Below are 18,280 nucleotides of genomic sequence, written 5' to 3'. Positions count from 1 at the left end.
ATTTCGTATTTCGTGATTTATCCTGCTTGACTCGCACCGACCGTCAATTCTCTGAACTCTGAAATAAATCATTAATTATTTTAAAAATCAAAATCTTATTATAAGTATGATGATACACAGAACCTTAATTTTTTTCAAGGACTTTTTACAAGTTATTGTATAATGTAAGTGTTTTCTACGAGGGGGAAATGCAAATGAAAAAGACACTTTATATCATGCGACACGGTGAAACTTTATTTAATGCTCAAAAAAAGATTCAAGGTTGGTGCGATTCACCATTGACTCAAAGAGGTATTGAACAAGCAAAAACCGCTGGCCAATACTTCAAAGATAATAAAATCCAATTTGACGCTGCTTATTGCTCGACTGCTGAACGCGCTAGCGATACGTTAGAACTTGTAACTGACATGCCATATACGCGTTTAAAGGGCTTAAAAGAGCTTTCTTTTGGTGTCTTTGAAGGTGAACATGAATATTTACATCCCAAAATGGACCCTAAAAAGCATTTTGGCGACTATTACGTCCAATTTGGTGGCGAAGATAACCAAGCTGCGCAAAAGCGAATCGCTACTACTTTGCAAAAAATTATGAATCAAGACAATCAGACAGTCCTAGTAGTTAGTCACGGTGGAGCTATGATGATGTTTTCCGATCTTTGGACTGACATTCAAAAAATTATTCAAAGTGGTTTCACAAATTGCAGCATCCTTAAATTTACTTTTGAAAACAATAAGTTTTATTTTCAAAAAATTATAAATTTTTCAAAATAAAAAATCGACTTTTACAGTCGATTTTTTTATTACATATGATTTTCGATCCAATTCCAAACTTCATCTTTGCCTGATTTAGTTTCAGAACTGAATAATTGTAAGTCATCGGTTTGATTGATATTCATGGTTTTTTTAACTTGACTGACGGTCTTATTCCATTGATTACGTTTAACTTTATCCATCTTCGTAGCCACGATCAATGTTGGAATGTGATAGTAACTAACGAATTGGTACATTGAAACGTCATCATCGCTAGGACTGCGACGACCATCAACTAAAATAACTACCCCTTTTAAAACCTTACGAGTAGTCAAATACTCTTCAATCATCACACCGAATTCTTCACGTTGCTTCTTTGATACTTTTGCAAAGCCATATCCTGGCACATCAACTAGGTATAATTGATCTTCAATTTTGTAGAAATTAAGTGTTTGTGTTTTACCAGGCGTACTGGACGTTCTCGCAAAGCTTTTACGATTGATCAACGTATTAATCAAAGAAGATTTACCGACGTTAGAACGGCCTAGAAGAGCAATCTCAGGGTATCCTTCATCAGGATACTGCTTGGAACTAACTGCACTCAAATTCATCGAAACATTATTTACTTGCATAATTCACCTCAATCTCATAATTTTACCATATTTAATATAAAAAAAGGCTGCCCACTAGGCAACCTCTCCATTTTTCAAAATAACTTCTGGTTCTTTAATCTTTCTAACAGCATCTTTTGTAACTTTAACTGTTTCAATGTCATCACGACCAGGAATATCGAACATCGTATCAAGCATCGTTTCTTCAAGAATCGATCTCAAACCACGAGCTCCGGTATTTCTTTCAATTGACATCTTCGCAATTTCTTTAAGAGCATCGTCAGTGAAAACTAAGTCAACACCATCAAGTACAAGAAGTTCCTTATATTGCTTTACAAGAGCATTCTTAGGCTTAGTTAGAATTTCGACCAAATCATTTTCCGTCAATTTATCCAATGCAGTTACGATTGGAATACGACCGATAAATTCAGGAATAATACCGAATTTCATCAAGTCTTCTGGAATAATTTGTTTCATCAAATTCTTTTCTTCGGCAACACTAGCTTTTTGTTCAGCACCAAAACCAATCGTCTTATCGCCTAAACGATTCTTAACGATTTGTTCAATACCGTCAAAGGCACCACCAACGATAAAGAGAATATTAGTTGTATCAATTTGAATAAGTTCTTGTTGAGGATGCTTTCTTCCACCTTGTGGTGGCACACTAGCAATTGTTCCTTCAAGAATCTTCAAAAGAGCTTGTTGGACACCCTCACCAGAAACATCACGTGTAATTGAGACATTTTCACTCTTCTTAGCGATCTTGTCAATTTCATCAATATATACGATTCCGTGTTCTGCTTTGTCCACATCAAAATCAGCATTTTGAAGTAACTTAAGCAAAATATTTTCGACATCTTCACCAACGTAACCAGCTTCAGTAAGCGTAGTAGCATCAGCAATAGCAAATGGGACCTTCAAAATACGAGCCAACGTTTGAGCTAAGAAAGTCTTACCTGAACCAGTAGGTCCAATTAAGGCAATATTACTCTTTTGAAGCTCTGTCTCACCGTCTTTAAGGTGTTCCATTTTATTAATTCTCTTATAGTGATTATAAACAGCAACTGACAAAGCACGTTTGGCAGACTTTTGTCCAATCACATATTCGTCCAAGATTTTTTTAATTTCTACAGGTGTAGGAATGTTATCTAAATCAAGTGGTGTAGCTTCATTTAATTCTTCATCGATAATCTCTTTGCATAAATCAATACATTCATTACAAATATAGACACCGGGACCAGCAACGATTTTCTTTACTTGATCTTGTGTTTTACCACAAAATGAACAGCTAATCGTGCCAGTATTTTCTGTACTATCAAACATAGTTATTCTCCTTCAATAGTTCCAATACTTTGAAAGTCTAGCATTGTAATAATTAAGAGTAAAGTAATTAGTTTCTAGGTTGTTCGTGATAAAAAGGTTCTAAACTTTCTGGTATTGATGAACAATCAATACCAGTTTTTTTTATACTCTTTGAAATAAAAAAAGAACATCACTGTTCTCGTGTTAAGATTTAAGCGACCAAACCAAATCAAACAGGAGTGAACAATGGTGTCCCAAGACAATTCTATACTATGTGCGCTAGACATAAAAGACAATAATATAAAAAATGTTTCAGTAAAAGATTCCAAAATAAAAAAACATGGTGTTATAAAACACATCAAAGTGGTGAATGCTGAACTATCTTATTCTTTACATAGGTGCCCTCAATGTGGAATGAATACACTAGTTAAAAATGGTAAAAGAACCACTAATGCAAGATTAGCTAGCTTTAATGGTATCGAGTACCACCTAGTACTAAGAAAGCAACGATTCCTGTGTAGGAACTGTGGAAGCACCTGCGGTGCCCACAGTGATCTATTGATAAAAAATCATACTATGACCAAACAGATTAAGAATAGAATCTTTTCCATGGCTAAAGAATCATTTACTCTGTCATCAATAGCTAAAGTCATCGGTATTTCAGCCAATACTGTAAGTAGGATTTTATATAGTAATACCAAAATTCCTAATAGATGTGCGCATTTGCCAGAAAATCTTTGTTTTGATGAGTTTAGATCCGTAAAAAATATTTTTACATTTATCGCCATCGATGCGGATACGCATCGGTTGGTCGAATTGATACATGACAGACTGTCTAAAACAATAACTGAACACTTTATAAATAATTACAGCTTATCGGAACGACAAGCCGTAAAAACCGTATCAATCGACTTAAATGCCAACTATCAATTAGTCGTTCATCGTATATTCCCCAATGCTCGCATTGTCGTAGATAGATTTCATATAGTTCAACTTTGTAGTAGAGCCTTGGATCAAGTACGTATCAATTCTTTAAAAAAATTGCCTGATAAAAAATCTCGTATATATAAAGCGATGAAATCTGATTGGCGTCTATATCATCTTCCAGAGGAAGATGTAGACGATACTCATATAAAATTTATTGTCGGCATAAATGAATTTACGACTATTCAAAATGTCATCGATATAGCTACTGATGAAATACCAATTTTCAAGGAAGCTTATGGTACTTATCAGAGTATTCAAAGATCAATAAGATATCATGACATAAATCTACTTCAAGAAACTACTTCTGGATATAAAAGAAATGGGACTGCAATGGATACAGCCATTACAACGTTACGAAAAAACATAAATTATGTGAAAAATAGTTGCTTATTGCCATATTCCAATGGTCCTCTAGAGGGCACCATTGGAAAGATAAAGAAACTAAAAAGAAATTCTTATGGCTTTAGAAATCTTGAACACTTTATTAAAAGAATAAGACTGATTTGTGCATAGAAAAAGAGCATCCTCGATGAGGATGCTCAATGAGCTCAAAATCATTCATCAATACGATTTGACAAAGAGCCGATAAAAAAAGAAAGCCTTACGGCTTCCTTAAGTTTAACAGCTTTTAGCTTTATTTTTCAACAGCTGAGTCAACGATCAATTCAATTGCCTTCTTAGCAGCAATATCATGAGCTAACATATCATCTGAAAGTGCATTTCTAACTGCTTTTTCTTCCATCTTGTATTCGTCAGCCAATGACTTGATTTCAGCTTTGATTTCATCTTCTGAAGGTTTGATATCTTCTTTAGCAACGATTGCTTCGATAACTAAGTCAGTCTTAACACGTTCTTCAGCATCTTTAGCAAATTGCTTCTTCAAATCGTCTTCTGATGTACCTGTCATTTGGTAGTACAACTTAGGATCGATACCTTGACGACGTAAGTTAGCTAGGTATTGGTTCAATTGATTTTCAACTTCTGTGTCGATCATTGCTTGAGGAATGTCATCGATCTTGGCGTTCTTTACAGCACCTGAGATGGCTTCTTCTTGAATGTTTTCTTCAGCAGTTTCTTTCTTTTGATCCTTGATTTCGTCATGAACCTTAGTCTTTAGTTCTTCAAGTGTGTCAACATTTTCGTCAACATCCTTAGCAAAGTCATCGTCTAATTCTGGCAATTCCTTTGTCTTAACTTCGTGAAGTTTTGTCTTGAAGATAGCTTTCTTACCAGCTAAGTCTTTTGCTTGATAATCTTCTGGGAATGTAACGTTAACGTCAACATCTTCACCAGCTGAGTGACCAATCAATTCGTCTTCGAATCCAGGAATGAATGTACCTGAACCAAGTTCTAGTGAGTAGTTTTGAGCACTGCCACCGTCGAATTCTTTACCATCAACAGTACCAACGTAGTCAATGATTACTGTGTCGCCTTTTTCAGCTTTACCATCTTTAAGAACTAATTCAGCTTGTTGCTTTTGTAGTTCTTCTAAACGAGCTTCAACGTCAGCTTTCATAACATTACGTTTTTGCTTCTTAACTTGAATACCCTTGTAGTCACCAAGTTCAACGTCAGGTTTAACTGTAATTACAGCAGTAATAGCCCAAGGCTTGCCCTTTTCCATTGATTCAACGTTGATTTGTGGTTGATCAACTGGTTCTACTTTAGTTTCATCAACAGCACTTTGATATGCAGCAGGTAAAACAGCGTTTAAAGCGTCTTCGTACAATGCTTCTTCTCCGTACATACGGTTGAAGATTTGACGAGGTACTCTACCTTTTCTGAAACCAGGTACATTTAAGCTCTTCTTAACACGGTTAAATGCAGTATCCAAACCTTGTTTGATTGTGTCTTGGTCAATTTCAAATTTCAATTCACCAGTATTGTTTTCTTTTTTTGTAAATTTAGCCTTAGCAGACATTTATATTATCCCTCCGGTATTTCAACGATCTCATACTTTGTAATATTACCCTAAATTAGCAATATTGTAAACATTCGTCGTCATTTCTAGGTAATTTTAGACATCATTGTTACATTATAAAATACTTTGCAGCATTTTTGAATATTTAAGCATAAAAAAAAGAGTTGGATTAACCAACTCTTTAAAATCATTACCACTTAGAATTAGTCTAAGATTTCTGTAACAACTCCGGCACCAACAGTACGGCCACCTTCACGAACAGTAAATCTTGTACCTTCTTCAATAGCAACTGGAGCAATCAAGTCAACTTCGAAAGTAACTTGGTCACCAGGCATAACCATTTCTACACCATCTGGTAGTTCAATAACACCAGTAACATCAGTTGTGTGGAAGTAGAATTGTGGACGGTAATTTGAGAAGAATGGAGTATGACGTCCACCTTCTTCTTTACTCATGATATAAACTTCACCCTTGAACTTGTTGTGAGTCTTGATTGAACCTGGCTTAGCAAGAACTTGTCCACGTTCAACTTGGTCACGGTTAATACCACGTAGTAAAATACCAACGTTATCTCCGGCTTCACCAAGATCAAGAGTCTTACGGAACATTTCTAGTCCTGTAACAGTTGATTTTTCAACTTCTGGCTTCAAACCAACGATTTCAACTTCGTCACCGATCTTAACTTCACCACGATCGATACGACCAGATGCAACAGTACCACGACCTGTGATAGTGAAGACATCTTCAATAGGCATCAAGAATGGCTTTGTGTTATCACGTTCTGGTGTTGGGATGTATTCATCAACAACATCAAGAAGTTCTTCAACGTGTTTTACTTCTTCAGGGTCTCCTTCAAGAGCCTTCAAAGCTGAACCACGTACTACAGGAATGTCATCCCCTGGGAAATCGTATTCTGATAGAAGTTCACGAACTTCCATCTCAACTAGATCAACTAGTTCTGGGTCATCAACAAGGTCAGTCTTGTTCAAGAAGACAACGATGTATTCAACACCAACTTGACGAGCAAGCAAGATGTGTTCACGAGTTTGTGGCATAGGACCATCAGTTGCAGCAACAACAAGGATGGCACCATCCATTTGTGCAGCACCAGTGATCATATTCTTAACGTAATCAGCGTGTCCTGGAGCATCGATATGTGCATAGTGACGCTTTTCAGTTTCGTATTCAACGTGAGCAGTGTTGATTGTAATCCCACGTTCCTTTTCTTCTGGGGCCTTATCGATATCAGCGTAATCTTCAGCTTTAGCTAAACCTTTGTCAGCCAAAATCTTAGTGATTGCTGCTGTTAAAGTAGTCTTACCGTGGTCAACGTGACCAATTGTCCCAATATTTACATGGGGCTTTGTTCTCTCATAATGTTCTTTTTCTGCCATTACAAAGAATCCTCCTAAAATTTCATTTCATAAGATTGATCCAAAGAAAATGTTCTTTAGACGACTCTTTACTGAAAAATTATACTACTTTCAGAGGTGAAAGCAAATTAATTCAACGCAAATCACCGACTAAAAATATACTCTTTGGATTATACGGGGCGTAAGCATAATTGTAAATACTCAAAGCGAAAAAAGTTCAAAAAATTCACTCTTGAAAGGCATCAATCAAATTATCAAACCTTTTTAGCCAAGTTTTTACATTATCAAGCCCCTGATTATCACTTACTTGTGAATCATCAACTAAACCATACCTTAAAAGCATCGCTTTTGTCCAGAGTTCAGGGCTTTTTATTATTTCTTCCCCAAAAGGATAGACAAATGCAGCATAAAGTGACAATTCACCTTTAAAGTTTTCCAACTGAGTTTCATTTTTATCAGTCAATAATTTTTCTAGTTCGTCACACATTTTCAAATAGACATCAGTTGACATAATAGGCATTAACTTGCTTGGATTGCAAGTTTTATTTTCGCCATAAAAGGAAATATCGATATTTTCATCAAGTCCAAGCTTCAATAAATTCTCCAATGCTTCACTCTTTAAAAGCGGATGTAACAAGGGATTATCCAATAAAATCTTGGCATTTTCGATATAATCTTCTTTTTTAAATTCTCGTAGCTTCCGCAATAATTGAATTTGTTCACTTGTTGATTCAGTTACGATCGATAATAGACGTTTAGTTATCTTTTCCTTTTCAGGCTTAAAAATACGTTCATGTCTATCTTCAGAAATTTGAATCCGTTTAACGACTTCATCTAGAAAGTCCTGTTTAATACTTGGTATCGGATTAGCATCATAGAAATTCAATAATTGATTGGCTAGCAAAAAATCATTATTTTCTAAAATAATGTCCAATGCCATTCGAGCTGTATCGGGCTCACTGAGGTAGTAATTAAAATAATCTAAAATAACCGCCTCAGCATCCCCAGGCCTTTTTTGATTTAATAAAGAAGCTGCCAATCCCTTATTAATATCAAACGTTTGCTCCATCGCATAGGCTTGCGTAAATAAGTCGGTTGACTCTTCCCAATCACCTTGATCAAAGGCATCTTGAGCTTGATCTAGGATTTTTTTTAGATTATCTGAGTCGCTCATAAAGTACCTCAACCATCTCTGAATAAATTACTTATTCTATTTTTTTGCTTTTGATTTAGACTTTCTGTGTCTATTTTGGTTCACTTCCATGATTACTGGCAAAATAACAGGATGACGGTTAGTTTGTTCATACAAGAAGTGATTCAACTTTTCACGAACATTTTGTTTCAAATCTGACCAATCGAAATCTTTGCTTGTTTGCATGTAGTCAATGATCGTATTCACAATAATATCTGAACTTTCGCTCAACAAATCACGACTAGCACGCATATAAACGAAGCCACGAGCAGTTATTTTTGGCTTAGCGACGACTTTCTTCTTTTTACGGTCAATTGTAGCAACTGCAATAAAGACCCCGTCTTCGGCCAATAATTCACGATCACGAAGCACAATACTACCAATATCACCAATACCGATACCATCGATCATAGTATCTCCAGCGTCAACGCCTTTTCCTTGATAAAATTGGCCATTTTCATAATTAAGAACGTCACCTTTTTTAGTTAGGAAGATATTTTGATAAGGGACACCAGTTTCATGAGCAATTCTAGCGTGAGCATCTAATAGACGATATTCGCCTTGAACCGGAATAACATTTTCAGGATTCAACAGATTGATCATCAATTGCAAATCAGATTTATTAGCGTGGCCTGATGAATGCTTATCATCACTCAAAGCCTTAACTTCTGCTCCGGTACGATAAATAGCATCACGAGCCTTAGCAACAGTTGTTTCCATAGCATGTGAAGGTGTTGTAGCAATAAATACTAAATCTCCCTCTTCAACTTGGAACTTAGTTTTAGCAGCAGGATTGGCCATCTTACGTAAGACCTTGATTGGTTCACCCATCTTGCCAGTTTCAATAATAACTAACTTGTTCTTATCGACGTTCTTTAGTTCCTTAGGTTTAACTAATAATTCCTTATTCTTGATAGTTAGATAATTCAACTTCATCGCTGTCTTCAAAATCTTCTCAGCGTCAGTTCCGGACAAAAAGACTCTTCTACCCGTTTTATCGGCTGCATCTAAGACTTGTTGCATTCTTTGAATGTTAGAAGCAACTTGAGCTACGATAATTCTTCCTGTGTGGTAGCTAAAGGTATCAAAAATATATTCATAAATATCTTTTTCGCTGGAATTTTCATAAGGTGATTCCGCGTTGGCAGAGTCACTTAATAAAGCTAAAACACGTTCACTACCAATTTTGGCAATACGACCATAATCTGTTTTATAAATTGGAGCAGCAGCTTGATCAAATTTGAAATCACCAGTGTAAACAATTTGACCTTCACTTGTCTTGATAACGATTCCTAATGAACCAGGAATTGAGTGCGTTGTCTTGAAAAATGACACTGAGGCCTCATTAAAGTCAATGGCTGTATTTTCATCAATAACATGAAAATCTGAAAACTTCTTACTGCGACGATCATTTGCACAAACGATTTTAGCAAGTTCAATTGACATCTCTGAACCAAAGACCGGAATATCATATTCACCAATCAAATATGGCAAAGCTCCAATCGCATCAGCATGTCCGTGTGACAAGAAAATTCCTACTACTTTATCAATGTTTTTCTTGATGTAAGTCATATCTGGTACAACAACATCGATTCCATAAAGATCATTATCAGGATATTGCAACCCAATATCGAGGATATAGATCTCATCATTTACTTCTACTGCGTACATATTTTTTCCATTTTCGCGTACGCCACTTAACAAAATTATTTTAATTTTTTTATCCATTTTCATCTCTCATTTCATTAAAATAGCATAGATCATAATATTCTATTGTGATTTTAAAGTCTTTTAAGACTATTTAAGCTATACCTGTTTTTTATTCTACCATATCAACAGTGTTTTAGAGAAAATAAGCAAAAAAAATAGGAGTTCCATAATGGAAACTCCTAAAATAATTATTAACGACGTAGACCTAATGACTTGATTAATTCACGGTAACGTTGAACATCCTTGTTACGTAGGTAACTTAGCAAGTTACGACGGTGACCGATCTTCTTAAGTAGACCAACATATGAGTGGTGGTCTTTCTTGTTAACCTTCAAGTGGTCGTTAAGTGCATTGATATCATAAGTTAATACAGCAATTTGTACTTCTGGAGAACCTGTGTCTCCGTCTTTACGTGCATATTGCTTGATAATTTCGTTTTTCTTTTCTTTTGAAATAGCCATTTATTTCACCTTTTCCTTATAAATTTAGCCAAACTATGCTTGCGTTGGTGATTCGTCAAACAGAGCATGGTTAACACAACTAATAAATTTACTACAAAATGGATAATTTTGCAATAGCGAAAAAAAATACACAATTCGTTGCATTGCCAATGCGAATTATGTATAATTCTATGTATTGAGTTTTAAAGCTTACTAGGTAATCGGAGGTGAAATTAATGCCACAAATTAAATCAGCTATGAAACGTGTAAAGACTGCAGAAAGCGCAAACCTTCGCAACAATGCACAAAAGAGTTCAATGCGTTCAGCAATCAAGAACTTTGAAACATCAGCTGCCAAAAACGCTGACAACAAAGATGAATTGTTCAGAACAGCTGTCCGTGCTATTGACATGGCTAAGTCAAAAGGCCTAATCAAGGCTAACAAGGCTGCTCGTGATAAGTCAAGACTTGCAAAATTGAATTAATGATAAGCAGCCAGAAGGTTGCTTTTTTATTTTGTCCAAAAAGGGATCCAGATATTAATCTGGGTCCCTTTTTATGCATGTTTAGCAATAAATAGATCAAATAGTAATTCTTTATCGCCCTGTCCTGATTTAATTTGGTAATCAAGATTCACACAATCAGAATACATTACCTGAAGTCGTTTGCGATTCAATGCCTTAGCTTGTCGATAAGAATATTTAACCCGATAAGGATTCAAACGTAGATTCTTGGCAATCGTTCCTTCCGAAAGTCCTTTTTCTGATAGAATTTGAATTTGAATCAACAATCTGAGTTGTGAAATGATAATTGCTACCAATAAAATTGGATCAATTTTTTGCAACAAGAATTGATCATACAATTCTTCAGCTTTATAAATATTCTTGTTGAGAATTTGAGTCGTTAAATCAAAAACATTATCTTCTAAAGATTGAGGAACTAATTCGTTAACCGCTGTCTGGTCAATTTTTTTAGTCTGTAACGAATACAACTTCAACTTAGCTAATTGATTAGTGATCAAAGAATAATTACCCTTGGTTTTATTGACCAGCAATTCCAAAGCGTCAGGATCAATCTCATAGCCAGCTTTATTCAAGTCAGCCTTAATAGTCCGATTCAAAGCTGAACCTTCCATTTGACCAGCATCAACTACTGTTGCCAATTTCTTAAGCTGTTTAGTTATCTTCTTTCGTGCATCTAACTTATCATACGATGCAAAAATCACTAAAATTGTCGATGGTGTTGGGTCTTGAATGTATTTAATCAACAAATCTACATTTTGTTCAATAACATTTTTTGCTCGTTCACCCGTTAAGAAGTATGGATGCTGAGCAAAAACTAAGCGTCGCTCGCCAAAGAATGGTGCTGAAATTGCTTCGTTGATCAAATCAGCAATCGACACTTCTTCCAAATCAAAATTAGAAAAATTCATTTCCCGTTCTTCAGCTGACATAATCTCTTTAAATGACTTTTGGATTTCTTTGATAAAAACTTGCTCTTTACCAGTAATCAAGTAAACATTGCTTAAATTACCTTGTTTTAAATTATTTTTTAGTTCTGTTACCTTCAATCAAGTCACCCTTTAAAAATGTCGTTAATCTCTCCTCATTATTGAAGAAATTATAATACCAAGATATCATACCATATTCAGCTGTATTAAAATATTGGACCTGATGTTTTTTCAGACGTGTCAAAGTCTCTTGATTAGGATGTCCATAACGATTATTAATTCCTGCAGAAATCAAACCAACGCTAGGTTTAGTAACTTGCAATAAATTATCGCCTGTCGAAGTTTTAGAGCCGTGATGTCCTAATTTTAAATAATCAACTTTGAAGCGATATTTTCTTAAAATTTTATTCTCCGATGGGATGTCCAAGTCCCCGGTAAATAACCAACTTCTTTGTTTTATTTTAGTTAACAGCGTCAATGAATCACTATTCTCGCCTTTGCCACTTTTTTGAGGCCATAAAACTTGAAAATTCAAAGTTCCAACTTTTACTTTGTCGCCTTGACGCAGATTTTTGAATTTGATTTGCGGATGCTTTTGGATAGTTCTTTTAATTTTCAGGTCGTTTTCCAATCCAACTCCAAAATTGACTTCCCTAACATCAAATTTGGTCAAAATTGTTTCTAAATTTCCAATATGATCAACATCTTTATGGGTCAAAAACAATTTATCAACGTGGCTGATTCCTTTGGACTTTAAAACAGGCAAAGTATTGAAATCCACTTGATTACCACTAGCATGTTTTGCCCAAGATTTAGTAGGAAACTGAACTTTACCCGCTACATCGATCATCACAACTTTTCGATTCAATGGCGTAGTAATTAAAATACTATCTCCCTGTCCAATATCGATCAAATTAACCGAACCAGTAAGTGGAAATTTATTCAATAGGACACATCCCCAAAATATAATCATGTAACTCATCAAGTATCGATTCCAAAAATTGCGACTTTCCACGTAAAAAAGTGTAATAATCACGAGTAATAACACTAGCACGACCGAAAATTTACCAGTAATAAAGGTGAATTGTCTATTTAAAGCTAAGCCGTCTAAAAATCGATACAACGAGTCAAAAATTTGATTAACAAAATTCCATAATGGCCATTGAACTGTAAAAGCAGAAATTATCGTAATTGGTAAAATCACCGTCATAAATAATGGTACAAAAACAATATTCACGATAAGAGTCAACCAATTGAATTGGTATGTATAAAAGCAAATTAAAGGAAGACTGACCAGATTCATCTTAAAAGTCGCTAATAATAAATTTGTTCCTTCATATAAATATAAAATTGTAAAAGATAACAAGAAACTCAACTGTCCACCCATTTCGATCATGGCAAATGGATAAATCAACGTACAAACTAGCAAGGTTAGACTAAATAAATCTAACTTACTGACCGATATTTTTAGTTTCTTCAAAATTATCGCCAGCATTGCTAGGACGATTGCTCGCCAAATACCGCTCTTTGAACCTACTAACAATCCATAACACGGTAAAATCAATAAAAATACACCATCCACCCAATCCACTGGAATTTTAAAAAATGAAGTTATCTTTCTCAGAAAAGTTAGAATCACTAGCACATGCAATCCTGATAGACTGAACAAATGAATAATCCCTAAAATACTCAAAGTTTTAAGAAAATCCTTTTCCGCATTAGGGACATAGCCTACTAATAAACTTTGTGCATGAATTTTTAACCACTTTGGTAATCGTGACAAATGATTGATTATATGTATTCGTAAAACATTTATTTTTTCTGATATTGTTTGTGGTTGAGCTGTCTGCAAGTGATCGACATTTTTTAAATTAACTTGGTAAAAAACACCTTTGTGTTGTGCATATTTTTTAAAATCAAATTCTCCTGGATTCCGTGGCCCTTGCAATGGTTGCACTTTAGCCACTTTTACTTGAGCTATTGTTAATTCAGATAAATTTTTCCAGACCTTTTGTTCTTTTTTAGTCTTAATTCGATAAATAAAACGCATATTTTGTGTAGCTTTTAGCTCGCCACTCAAAATATCACCATTCACTGATATTTTATCCGGAGAAAAAACAGCCGTTCGAAAATTTTCTGGTTTTGTTTTTTGTATGAAGCTTTGACAACGAATACCCGTAATCACAGCTAATACGATTGTGACAATTAACACTACTAACTTTTTTAAACAGAGTAATCTGACTATTAAAATTAACACTAAAAGCCAAAACCATGAAGATTCAAACATTGCTGCCACGACAATACCCATCATAATTGCCGGAAAAATAAAATAATTTTTCATAAGCTAAACAGTCAATTGATCTTTCAAGGAATCCAAACTCTTTTCACCAATGCCAGATACCTTAGTCAAATCATGTAAATTTTTAAAATTACCATTTTTCTCTCGAAAGGCAATGATTTTTTCAGCTTTCTTAGGTCCAATCCCAGTGACATTCTTAAAATCTTCAACTTTTGCATTATTAATATTGAGTTTTTCACCTTTAGCGGGTGCACCAGTTACTGACGCAGTACTATTGCCAATGACTGGTACATAAATTTGCATTTGATCAGTAACTCGTTTAGCTTGATTGATTTGCTTAGTATCAGCATTATCTGCTAAACCTCCTGCCAATTGAATTGCTGCTTGAACTAAAGAATTTTCTTTAAGCTGATAAACACCAGGCTTTTTCACTGCACCTTGAATATCAACTGCTACTAATTTATTTTTGGGAGCCGAGGTTTCCTTCTCAACAACCTTTTTAGAAGTTTTAAATTCAGTTTTAATATCATTTTTGGCTACTGGAACTCGATTACCCCACCAATAGCCTCCAAATCCTAATATCAAAACACCTATAACAATGACTACCATCTTATTACGCTTAACATAGTCTAAAAATTCATTCATTTTTATCACCTCAAAAAAAATTACGAAAAAAAACAGCCCTTATTTGGACTGTTTCGTTTTTTCAAGATAATTAATTGCATCGTTCAAATTCTTCACAGGAACGATCTTCATCTTAGTATGAATTTTTTTAGCGGCACGTAAAGCTAAGTGGTAGTTATTAACGTAGCCTGGTTCATATTTCTTAATCAATTTAGTAACCGGATCATCGGGAGCAAAGAAAATCGTTGCCCCTTCTTGAGAAGCAGCATAAACCTTTTTCTCAATCCCACCGATTGGACCAACTGTACCGTCGGGAGAAATAGTTCCCGTTCCGGCAATCGTACGACCAGCTTTTAGATTATTGTTCGTAATCTGTGAATAAACTTGTAAAGTAAACATCAATCCAGCCGACGGACCACCAATACTACCCGCATCGATCTTAGTAGCCGGCTTCCCTTTTGCTTCAGTATTATCAGTTAAAGTAATTCCTAAACCAAAGCGCTTAGTATCAGCTAGCTTAACTAATTTTCCGCTAGCAGTCTTTTGCTTGCCATCACGAGTAAATTTAATTTTTACTGTTGATTTCTTGTTTTGCTTTTTGACGTACTTAATAAATTGATCAGCATTATTGAAATGGTAGCCGTTGATCGACGTAATCGTATCGCCAATTGCTAGTTTATTCTTAAAATCAGAATTATCCATTACATCCATGACATACACACCCAAATACTTTTTCGTAAATGGTTTATCAGCCTTAGAATATGCAGCCTGGATGGCATTGTTCGTAGCTGATTTCATGTAATACTGTTGAACGCGTAAGTACTCTTCATTCGTTTCGTCACCCATCAACTCTTGTTGCGAATAAATAGTCTCAAAGTTATTGCCAACAGATTTCAAAAGTGTAAATGGCGTTCCATTAACAATTCCGACGGTGGTCAATAGCAAATTACCCTTTTTTTGGTCATGTTTGCCAGCCACTTTAACGAACTGTGAGGTATCTTCAGCTGACCCCGGTACTTCCAAATAATATTTAGTTGGATAGAAGAAAAAAGCTACCACAACTATGAAAATAAAAATAGCACCAAAAACTTTGTTTCTAGTTTTGTTGAACTTCAAAATGAATTATTCCTTCCTCAACTTCTTTATCAATGCTTTGGCAACAGCTGGAGGAACAAATTCAGAAATATCGCCACCAAATTTTGCTACCTCTTTCATCATTGATGATGATATCGTAGCATACTTGCCATTAGCTAGCAGGAATATCGTTTCAATATTTTTATCCAAAACTTTATTGATTGAAGCAACTCCTGATTCATAACCAAAATCATCTGGATTACGCATGGAACGCACTAAGAAATGTGCTCCTAAATCCTTAGCCAACTTAGTAGACAGTTCATTTTTACCATCAAAAATTTCAACATTATCTAAATCAGCAATTTCTTCTTCAATAAAAGCTTTTTTCTCTTGATACGTAAATAAGTAATTTTTTGAAGTATTCGTCATTGGTACAACATACAATTTGTCGAATAATTTAGCTGACCGACGAATAATATCCAAATGACCATTGGTAATTGGATCAAAACTTCCCGCATAAAGACCAATTCTTTCAGACATTTTAACCTCCAAATCGATACATTGCTACTTTAGTATCTTTGTATCTTTTTTCTTTAATCAATTCAATCTGTTCTAATTCTAGATCTATATCGTAATCTGTTTCATCGACAATAATTGCCCCATCATTTAACAGATCATTAGCGACCAAATCAGAGATGATTTGTTCTGTTATCTTCATCCGATATGGCGGATCTAAAAATACTAAATCAAATTTGATCTTTTCATCTTCAAACTTCTTCAAAGCTTCAGTCGCACTAGACTTAATTACCACAAAGCTGTCTTCTTCACGAGTTTTTTCGACGTTTTCTTTGATCGTATTGATGGCTTTATAAGCTTTATCGACTAAATAAGCTGTTTCATAACCTCTAGAAACGGCTTCAATACCTAAACTACCTGTACCAGCAAATAAATCTAGGGCATTTCCATCAACCATGTAAGGAGATAGCATGCTAAAGACAGCTTCCTTAACTTTGGCCGAAGTTGGGCGAGTGTTATTAGTTGGCACTGCCTTTAAATTAAGTCCTCGAAATTTACCTGAAACTACCTTCATTGATCTTCCTCTTCAGTATCCTTAGATTTTAAGACAAAATGTTCATCTAATTCTTTTCGATGAGCTAATGCCACACGTTTGACATATTTTTTAGAAATCAATTCTTTTCTAACTTCTGAAGCTTTTTCCGAATTGACGTATAACATAACATACTTCATTTTGGGAGAAGTGTAATAAATTGTTCCATAACGTTGCAATTTCTTTCTCCTCTTTAGTGAGTAGACCCAGACATACAGCGCCTGACGTTCCACTTTTTTGTACATAGAATCACCTTTTTTTCATTTTTTCAAACTTAGTTGTTGCTTCAAGGTTCAAGACGATTCCTAACGCGACTGATAAAATCAATAAACTGGACCCACCATAACTAATAAATGGCAAAGTAACCCCAGTCAAAGGAATCAATCCTAACAATCCACCAACGTTTAAGATAATTTGGGCCAAAATCATCGTTGCCACACCATAATAAACTAATGAATTATAAGTTTTTTTAGAACGAAAACCCAAGGAAATCATTCTCAAAATAATAATCAGCAATAAACCTAAAATAAAAGCCACACCAACTAAGCCTAATTCTTCACTGATAATCGACAAAATAAAATCAGTGTGTGGTTCAGGTAAATAACCACGCTTTTGAATACTATTTCCTAAACCAGTACCAAAAAATCCTCCATTACTAATTGCATAAAAAGAATTAACTAGTTGCGCCCCAGATTTTTGTTCCAATTGAAATGGATGCTGCATAGCCAAAAATCGTTGGTAAGCATAATTTGTTTTTACAAAATTAGGTGGAAACTTTGTGATCATAACAACTACAGCAATAAAAACTGTTAACAAAACGCCGCTTAGCTCAGCTATTAATTTTCCTGGAATAGTTGACGAAGCTAATAATACTAATGTTATCAACGACAAAATCAAAGCTCCACCAATATCTGGCTGTACAAGTACCATGATAATAATTGCTGCAACAATCATCATTGGTTGTAAAACTTCATGAAAAACTTCTTTCCAACCTTGTTTTCTGATCAATCGATTTTGTTTATTGGTCAATACTAATGCCAAAAACATAATCAAAAACAATTTGGCAAACTCTAAGGGTTGAAAGTTAAATATTTTCAAACTGATCCAAGCAGAAGCCCCATTAACACGACTACTAGGATCAACAAAAGCGCGTCCTAACAAATAAAACAACGAACCTACTGTAATCAGCATTACTATACTCAAAATTCGCTGACTCTTTAGAATTCGCTCTTTCAGCATAAAAGTTACATAACATAGAAAAATCCCCAACACCGCATAGATGGCCTGCTTAATCAAATACTGATTAGTGCTACCGCCAGACATTAAAGAATTATAAAAACTGGCTGAATACACCATTACGATGCCTATACCCAATAACAGAATATATGGAATCACGATCCATAAGTCTATCTTCTTTAATTTTTTCACATTTTAACTCCT

The 18,280-nt window shown here is 34.9% G+C and carries 18 protein-coding genes; 3 read left to right on the top strand and 15 right to left on the bottom strand.

Annotated features, from left to right (window positions below; translation table 11 throughout):
• Positions 1 to 194: 194 nt before the first annotated feature.
• Positions 195 to 770 (top strand): histidine phosphatase family protein, encoded by a 576-nt coding sequence (locus tag G6534_RS04160; RefSeq protein ID WP_182083164.1) that lies wholly within the window; start codon positions 195 to 197, stop codon positions 768 to 770.
• A 29-nt stretch (positions 771 to 799) separates the two neighbouring features.
• Here G6534_RS04160 and yihA read toward each other — a convergent pair whose 3' ends face one another.
• The gene (gene yihA, locus G6534_RS04155; protein ID WP_059075019.1) at positions 800 to 1,381 is read right to left on the bottom strand and encodes a ribosome biogenesis GTP-binding protein YihA/YsxC; all 582 of its coding nucleotides are present in this window, start codon (positions 1,379 to 1,381) and stop codon (positions 800 to 802) included.
• A gap of 54 nt (positions 1,382 to 1,435) precedes the next feature.
• Positions 1,436 to 2,683, bottom strand: a complete 1,248-nt coding sequence (gene clpX, locus G6534_RS04150; protein ID WP_182083163.1) for an ATP-dependent Clp protease ATP-binding subunit ClpX — start codon at positions 2,681 to 2,683, stop codon at positions 1,436 to 1,438.
• A 225-nt stretch (positions 2,684 to 2,908) separates the two neighbouring features.
• Here clpX and G6534_RS04145 point away from each other — a divergent pair, with 225 nt between their 5' ends.
• Positions 2,909 to 4,162: an ISL3 family transposase gene (locus G6534_RS04145; RefSeq protein WP_182082569.1), complete on the top strand. Its 1,254-nt coding sequence runs from the start codon at positions 2,909 to 2,911 to the stop codon at positions 4,160 to 4,162.
• A 121-nt stretch (positions 4,163 to 4,283) separates the two neighbouring features.
• On the opposite strand, the gene tig is transcribed toward G6534_RS04145, so the two are convergent.
• From tig to rpsO, 5 genes are all read right to left on the bottom strand, one after another.
• Entirely contained in the window at positions 4,284 to 5,570 is a 1,287-nt protein-coding gene (tig, locus tag G6534_RS04140) for a trigger factor (RefSeq protein ID WP_059075021.1), read from the bottom strand.
• 203 nt (positions 5,571 to 5,773) lie between these two features.
• Positions 5,774 to 6,964, bottom strand: coding sequence for an elongation factor Tu (gene tuf, locus G6534_RS04135; RefSeq protein ID WP_059074196.1), 1,191 nt, complete (start codon positions 6,962 to 6,964; stop codon positions 5,774 to 5,776).
• Positions 6,965 to 7,169: 205 nt separating this feature from the next.
• Positions 7,170 to 8,117 (bottom strand): tetratricopeptide repeat protein, encoded by a 948-nt coding sequence (locus G6534_RS04130; protein WP_182083162.1) that lies wholly within the window; start codon positions 8,115 to 8,117, stop codon positions 7,170 to 7,172.
• Positions 8,118 to 8,153: 36 nt separating this feature from the next.
• A complete protein-coding gene (locus G6534_RS04125; protein ID WP_059074194.1) occupies positions 8,154 to 9,863 on the bottom strand; it encodes a ribonuclease J in 1,710 nt (569 codons plus the stop codon).
• A 173-nt stretch (positions 9,864 to 10,036) separates the two neighbouring features.
• On the bottom strand, positions 10,037 to 10,306 hold the full coding sequence (gene rpsO / locus G6534_RS04120) for a 30S ribosomal protein S15 (protein WP_059074193.1): 270 nt from the start codon (positions 10,304 to 10,306) through the stop codon (positions 10,037 to 10,039).
• A 215-nt stretch (positions 10,307 to 10,521) separates the two neighbouring features.
• Here rpsO and rpsT point away from each other — a divergent pair, with 215 nt between their 5' ends.
• Positions 10,522 to 10,770, top strand: a complete 249-nt coding sequence (gene rpsT / locus G6534_RS04115; protein ID WP_010020066.1) for a 30S ribosomal protein S20 — start codon at positions 10,522 to 10,524, stop codon at positions 10,768 to 10,770.
• 71 nt (positions 10,771 to 10,841) lie between these two features.
• Here rpsT and holA read toward each other — a convergent pair whose 3' ends face one another.
• Genes holA through G6534_RS04075 form a run of 8 tightly spaced genes read right to left on the bottom strand, consistent with a single transcriptional unit; the run spans position 10,842 to position 18,268 of the window.
• Positions 10,842 to 11,855 carry a DNA polymerase III subunit delta gene (gene holA / locus G6534_RS04110; protein WP_059074192.1) on the bottom strand — a complete coding sequence of 338 codons (1,014 nt, stop codon included), beginning with the start codon at positions 11,853 to 11,855 and terminating at the stop codon, positions 10,842 to 10,844.
• Positions 11,830 to 14,022 (bottom strand): DNA internalization-related competence protein ComEC/Rec2, encoded by a 2,193-nt coding sequence (locus G6534_RS04105; RefSeq protein WP_235586340.1) that lies wholly within the window; start codon positions 14,020 to 14,022, stop codon positions 11,830 to 11,832. Before G6534_RS04105 ends, holA begins: the two co-directional genes overlap by 26 nt.
• Positions 14,023 to 14,079: 57 nt before the next feature.
• Complete coding sequence (locus G6534_RS04100; RefSeq protein ID WP_059074190.1) at positions 14,080 to 14,679, bottom strand: helix-hairpin-helix domain-containing protein; 600 nt, start codon at positions 14,677 to 14,679, stop codon at positions 14,080 to 14,082.
• A gap of 39 nt (positions 14,680 to 14,718) precedes the next feature.
• The gene (locus G6534_RS04095; protein ID WP_059074189.1) at positions 14,719 to 15,774 is read right to left on the bottom strand and encodes a SepM family pheromone-processing serine protease; all 1,056 of its coding nucleotides are present in this window, start codon (positions 15,772 to 15,774) and stop codon (positions 14,719 to 14,721) included.
• A gap of 6 nt (positions 15,775 to 15,780) precedes the next feature.
• On the bottom strand, positions 15,781 to 16,272 hold the full coding sequence (gene coaD, locus G6534_RS04090; protein ID WP_059074188.1) for a pantetheine-phosphate adenylyltransferase: 492 nt from the start codon (positions 16,270 to 16,272) through the stop codon (positions 15,781 to 15,783).
• 1 nt (position 16,273) lies between these two features.
• Entirely contained in the window at positions 16,274 to 16,822 is a 549-nt protein-coding gene (rsmD, locus tag G6534_RS04085) for a 16S rRNA (guanine(966)-N(2))-methyltransferase RsmD (protein WP_059074187.1), read from the bottom strand.
• Complete coding sequence (locus G6534_RS04080) at positions 16,819 to 17,085, bottom strand: DUF2129 domain-containing protein (RefSeq protein WP_238788913.1); 267 nt, start codon at positions 17,083 to 17,085, stop codon at positions 16,819 to 16,821. The genes rsmD and G6534_RS04080 overlap by 4 nt, the downstream gene beginning before the upstream one ends.
• Positions 17,086 to 17,089: 4 nt before the next feature.
• Positions 17,090 to 18,268, bottom strand: coding sequence for an FtsW/RodA/SpoVE family cell cycle protein (locus tag G6534_RS04075; RefSeq protein WP_059074185.1), 1,179 nt, complete (start codon positions 18,266 to 18,268; stop codon positions 17,090 to 17,092).
• Positions 18,269 to 18,280: the final 12 nt, after the last annotated feature.

Source organism: Companilactobacillus pabuli, from assembly GCF_014058425.1.
Classification (GTDB): Bacteria; Bacillota; Bacilli; order Lactobacillales; family Lactobacillaceae; genus Companilactobacillus; species Companilactobacillus pabuli.
Note: the sequence above shows the minus strand (reverse complement) of the source record. Positions and strands in the feature narration are given on the sequence as shown.

Excerpts from the sequence above, each read along its gene's own strand:
- G6534_RS04160 (WP_182083164.1), top strand. The coding sequence starts at position 195 with ATGAAAAAGACACTTTATATCATGCGACACGGTGAAACTTTATTTAAT.
- yihA (WP_059075019.1), bottom strand. The coding sequence starts at position 1,381 with ATGCAAGTAAATAATGTTTCGATGAATTTGAGTGCAGTTAGTTCCAAG.
- clpX (WP_182083163.1), bottom strand. The coding sequence starts at position 2,683 with ATGTTTGATAGTACAGAAAATACTGGCACGATTAGCTGTTCATTTTGT.
- G6534_RS04145 (WP_182082569.1), top strand. The coding sequence starts at position 2,909 with ATGGTGTCCCAAGACAATTCTATACTATGTGCGCTAGACATAAAAGAC.
- tig (WP_059075021.1), bottom strand. The coding sequence starts at position 5,570 with ATGTCTGCTAAGGCTAAATTTACAAAAAAAGAAAACAATACTGGTGAA.
- tuf (WP_059074196.1), bottom strand. The coding sequence starts at position 6,964 with ATGGCAGAAAAAGAACATTATGAGAGAACAAAGCCCCATGTAAATATT.
- G6534_RS04130 (WP_182083162.1), bottom strand. The coding sequence starts at position 8,117 with ATGAGCGACTCAGATAATCTAAAAAAAATCCTAGATCAAGCTCAAGAT.
- G6534_RS04125 (WP_059074194.1), bottom strand. The coding sequence starts at position 9,863 with ATGGATAAAAAAATTAAAATAATTTTGTTAAGTGGCGTACGCGAAAAT.
- rpsO (WP_059074193.1), bottom strand. The coding sequence starts at position 10,306 with ATGGCTATTTCAAAAGAAAAGAAAAACGAAATTATCAAGCAATATGCA.
- rpsT (WP_010020066.1), top strand. The coding sequence starts at position 10,522 with ATGCCACAAATTAAATCAGCTATGAAACGTGTAAAGACTGCAGAAAGC.
- G6534_RS04105 (WP_235586340.1), bottom strand. The coding sequence starts at position 14,022 with ATGTTTGAATCTTCATGGTTTTGGCTTTTAGTGTTAATTTTAATAGTC.
- G6534_RS04100 (WP_059074190.1), bottom strand. The coding sequence starts at position 14,679 with ATGAATGAATTTTTAGACTATGTTAAGCGTAATAAGATGGTAGTCATT.
- coaD (WP_059074188.1), bottom strand. The coding sequence starts at position 16,272 with ATGTCTGAAAGAATTGGTCTTTATGCGGGAAGTTTTGATCCAATTACC.
- rsmD (WP_059074187.1), bottom strand. The coding sequence starts at position 16,822 with ATGAAGGTAGTTTCAGGTAAATTTCGAGGACTTAATTTAAAGGCAGTG.
- G6534_RS04080 (WP_238788913.1), bottom strand. The coding sequence starts at position 17,085 with ATGTACAAAAAAGTGGAACGTCAGGCGCTGTATGTCTGGGTCTACTCA.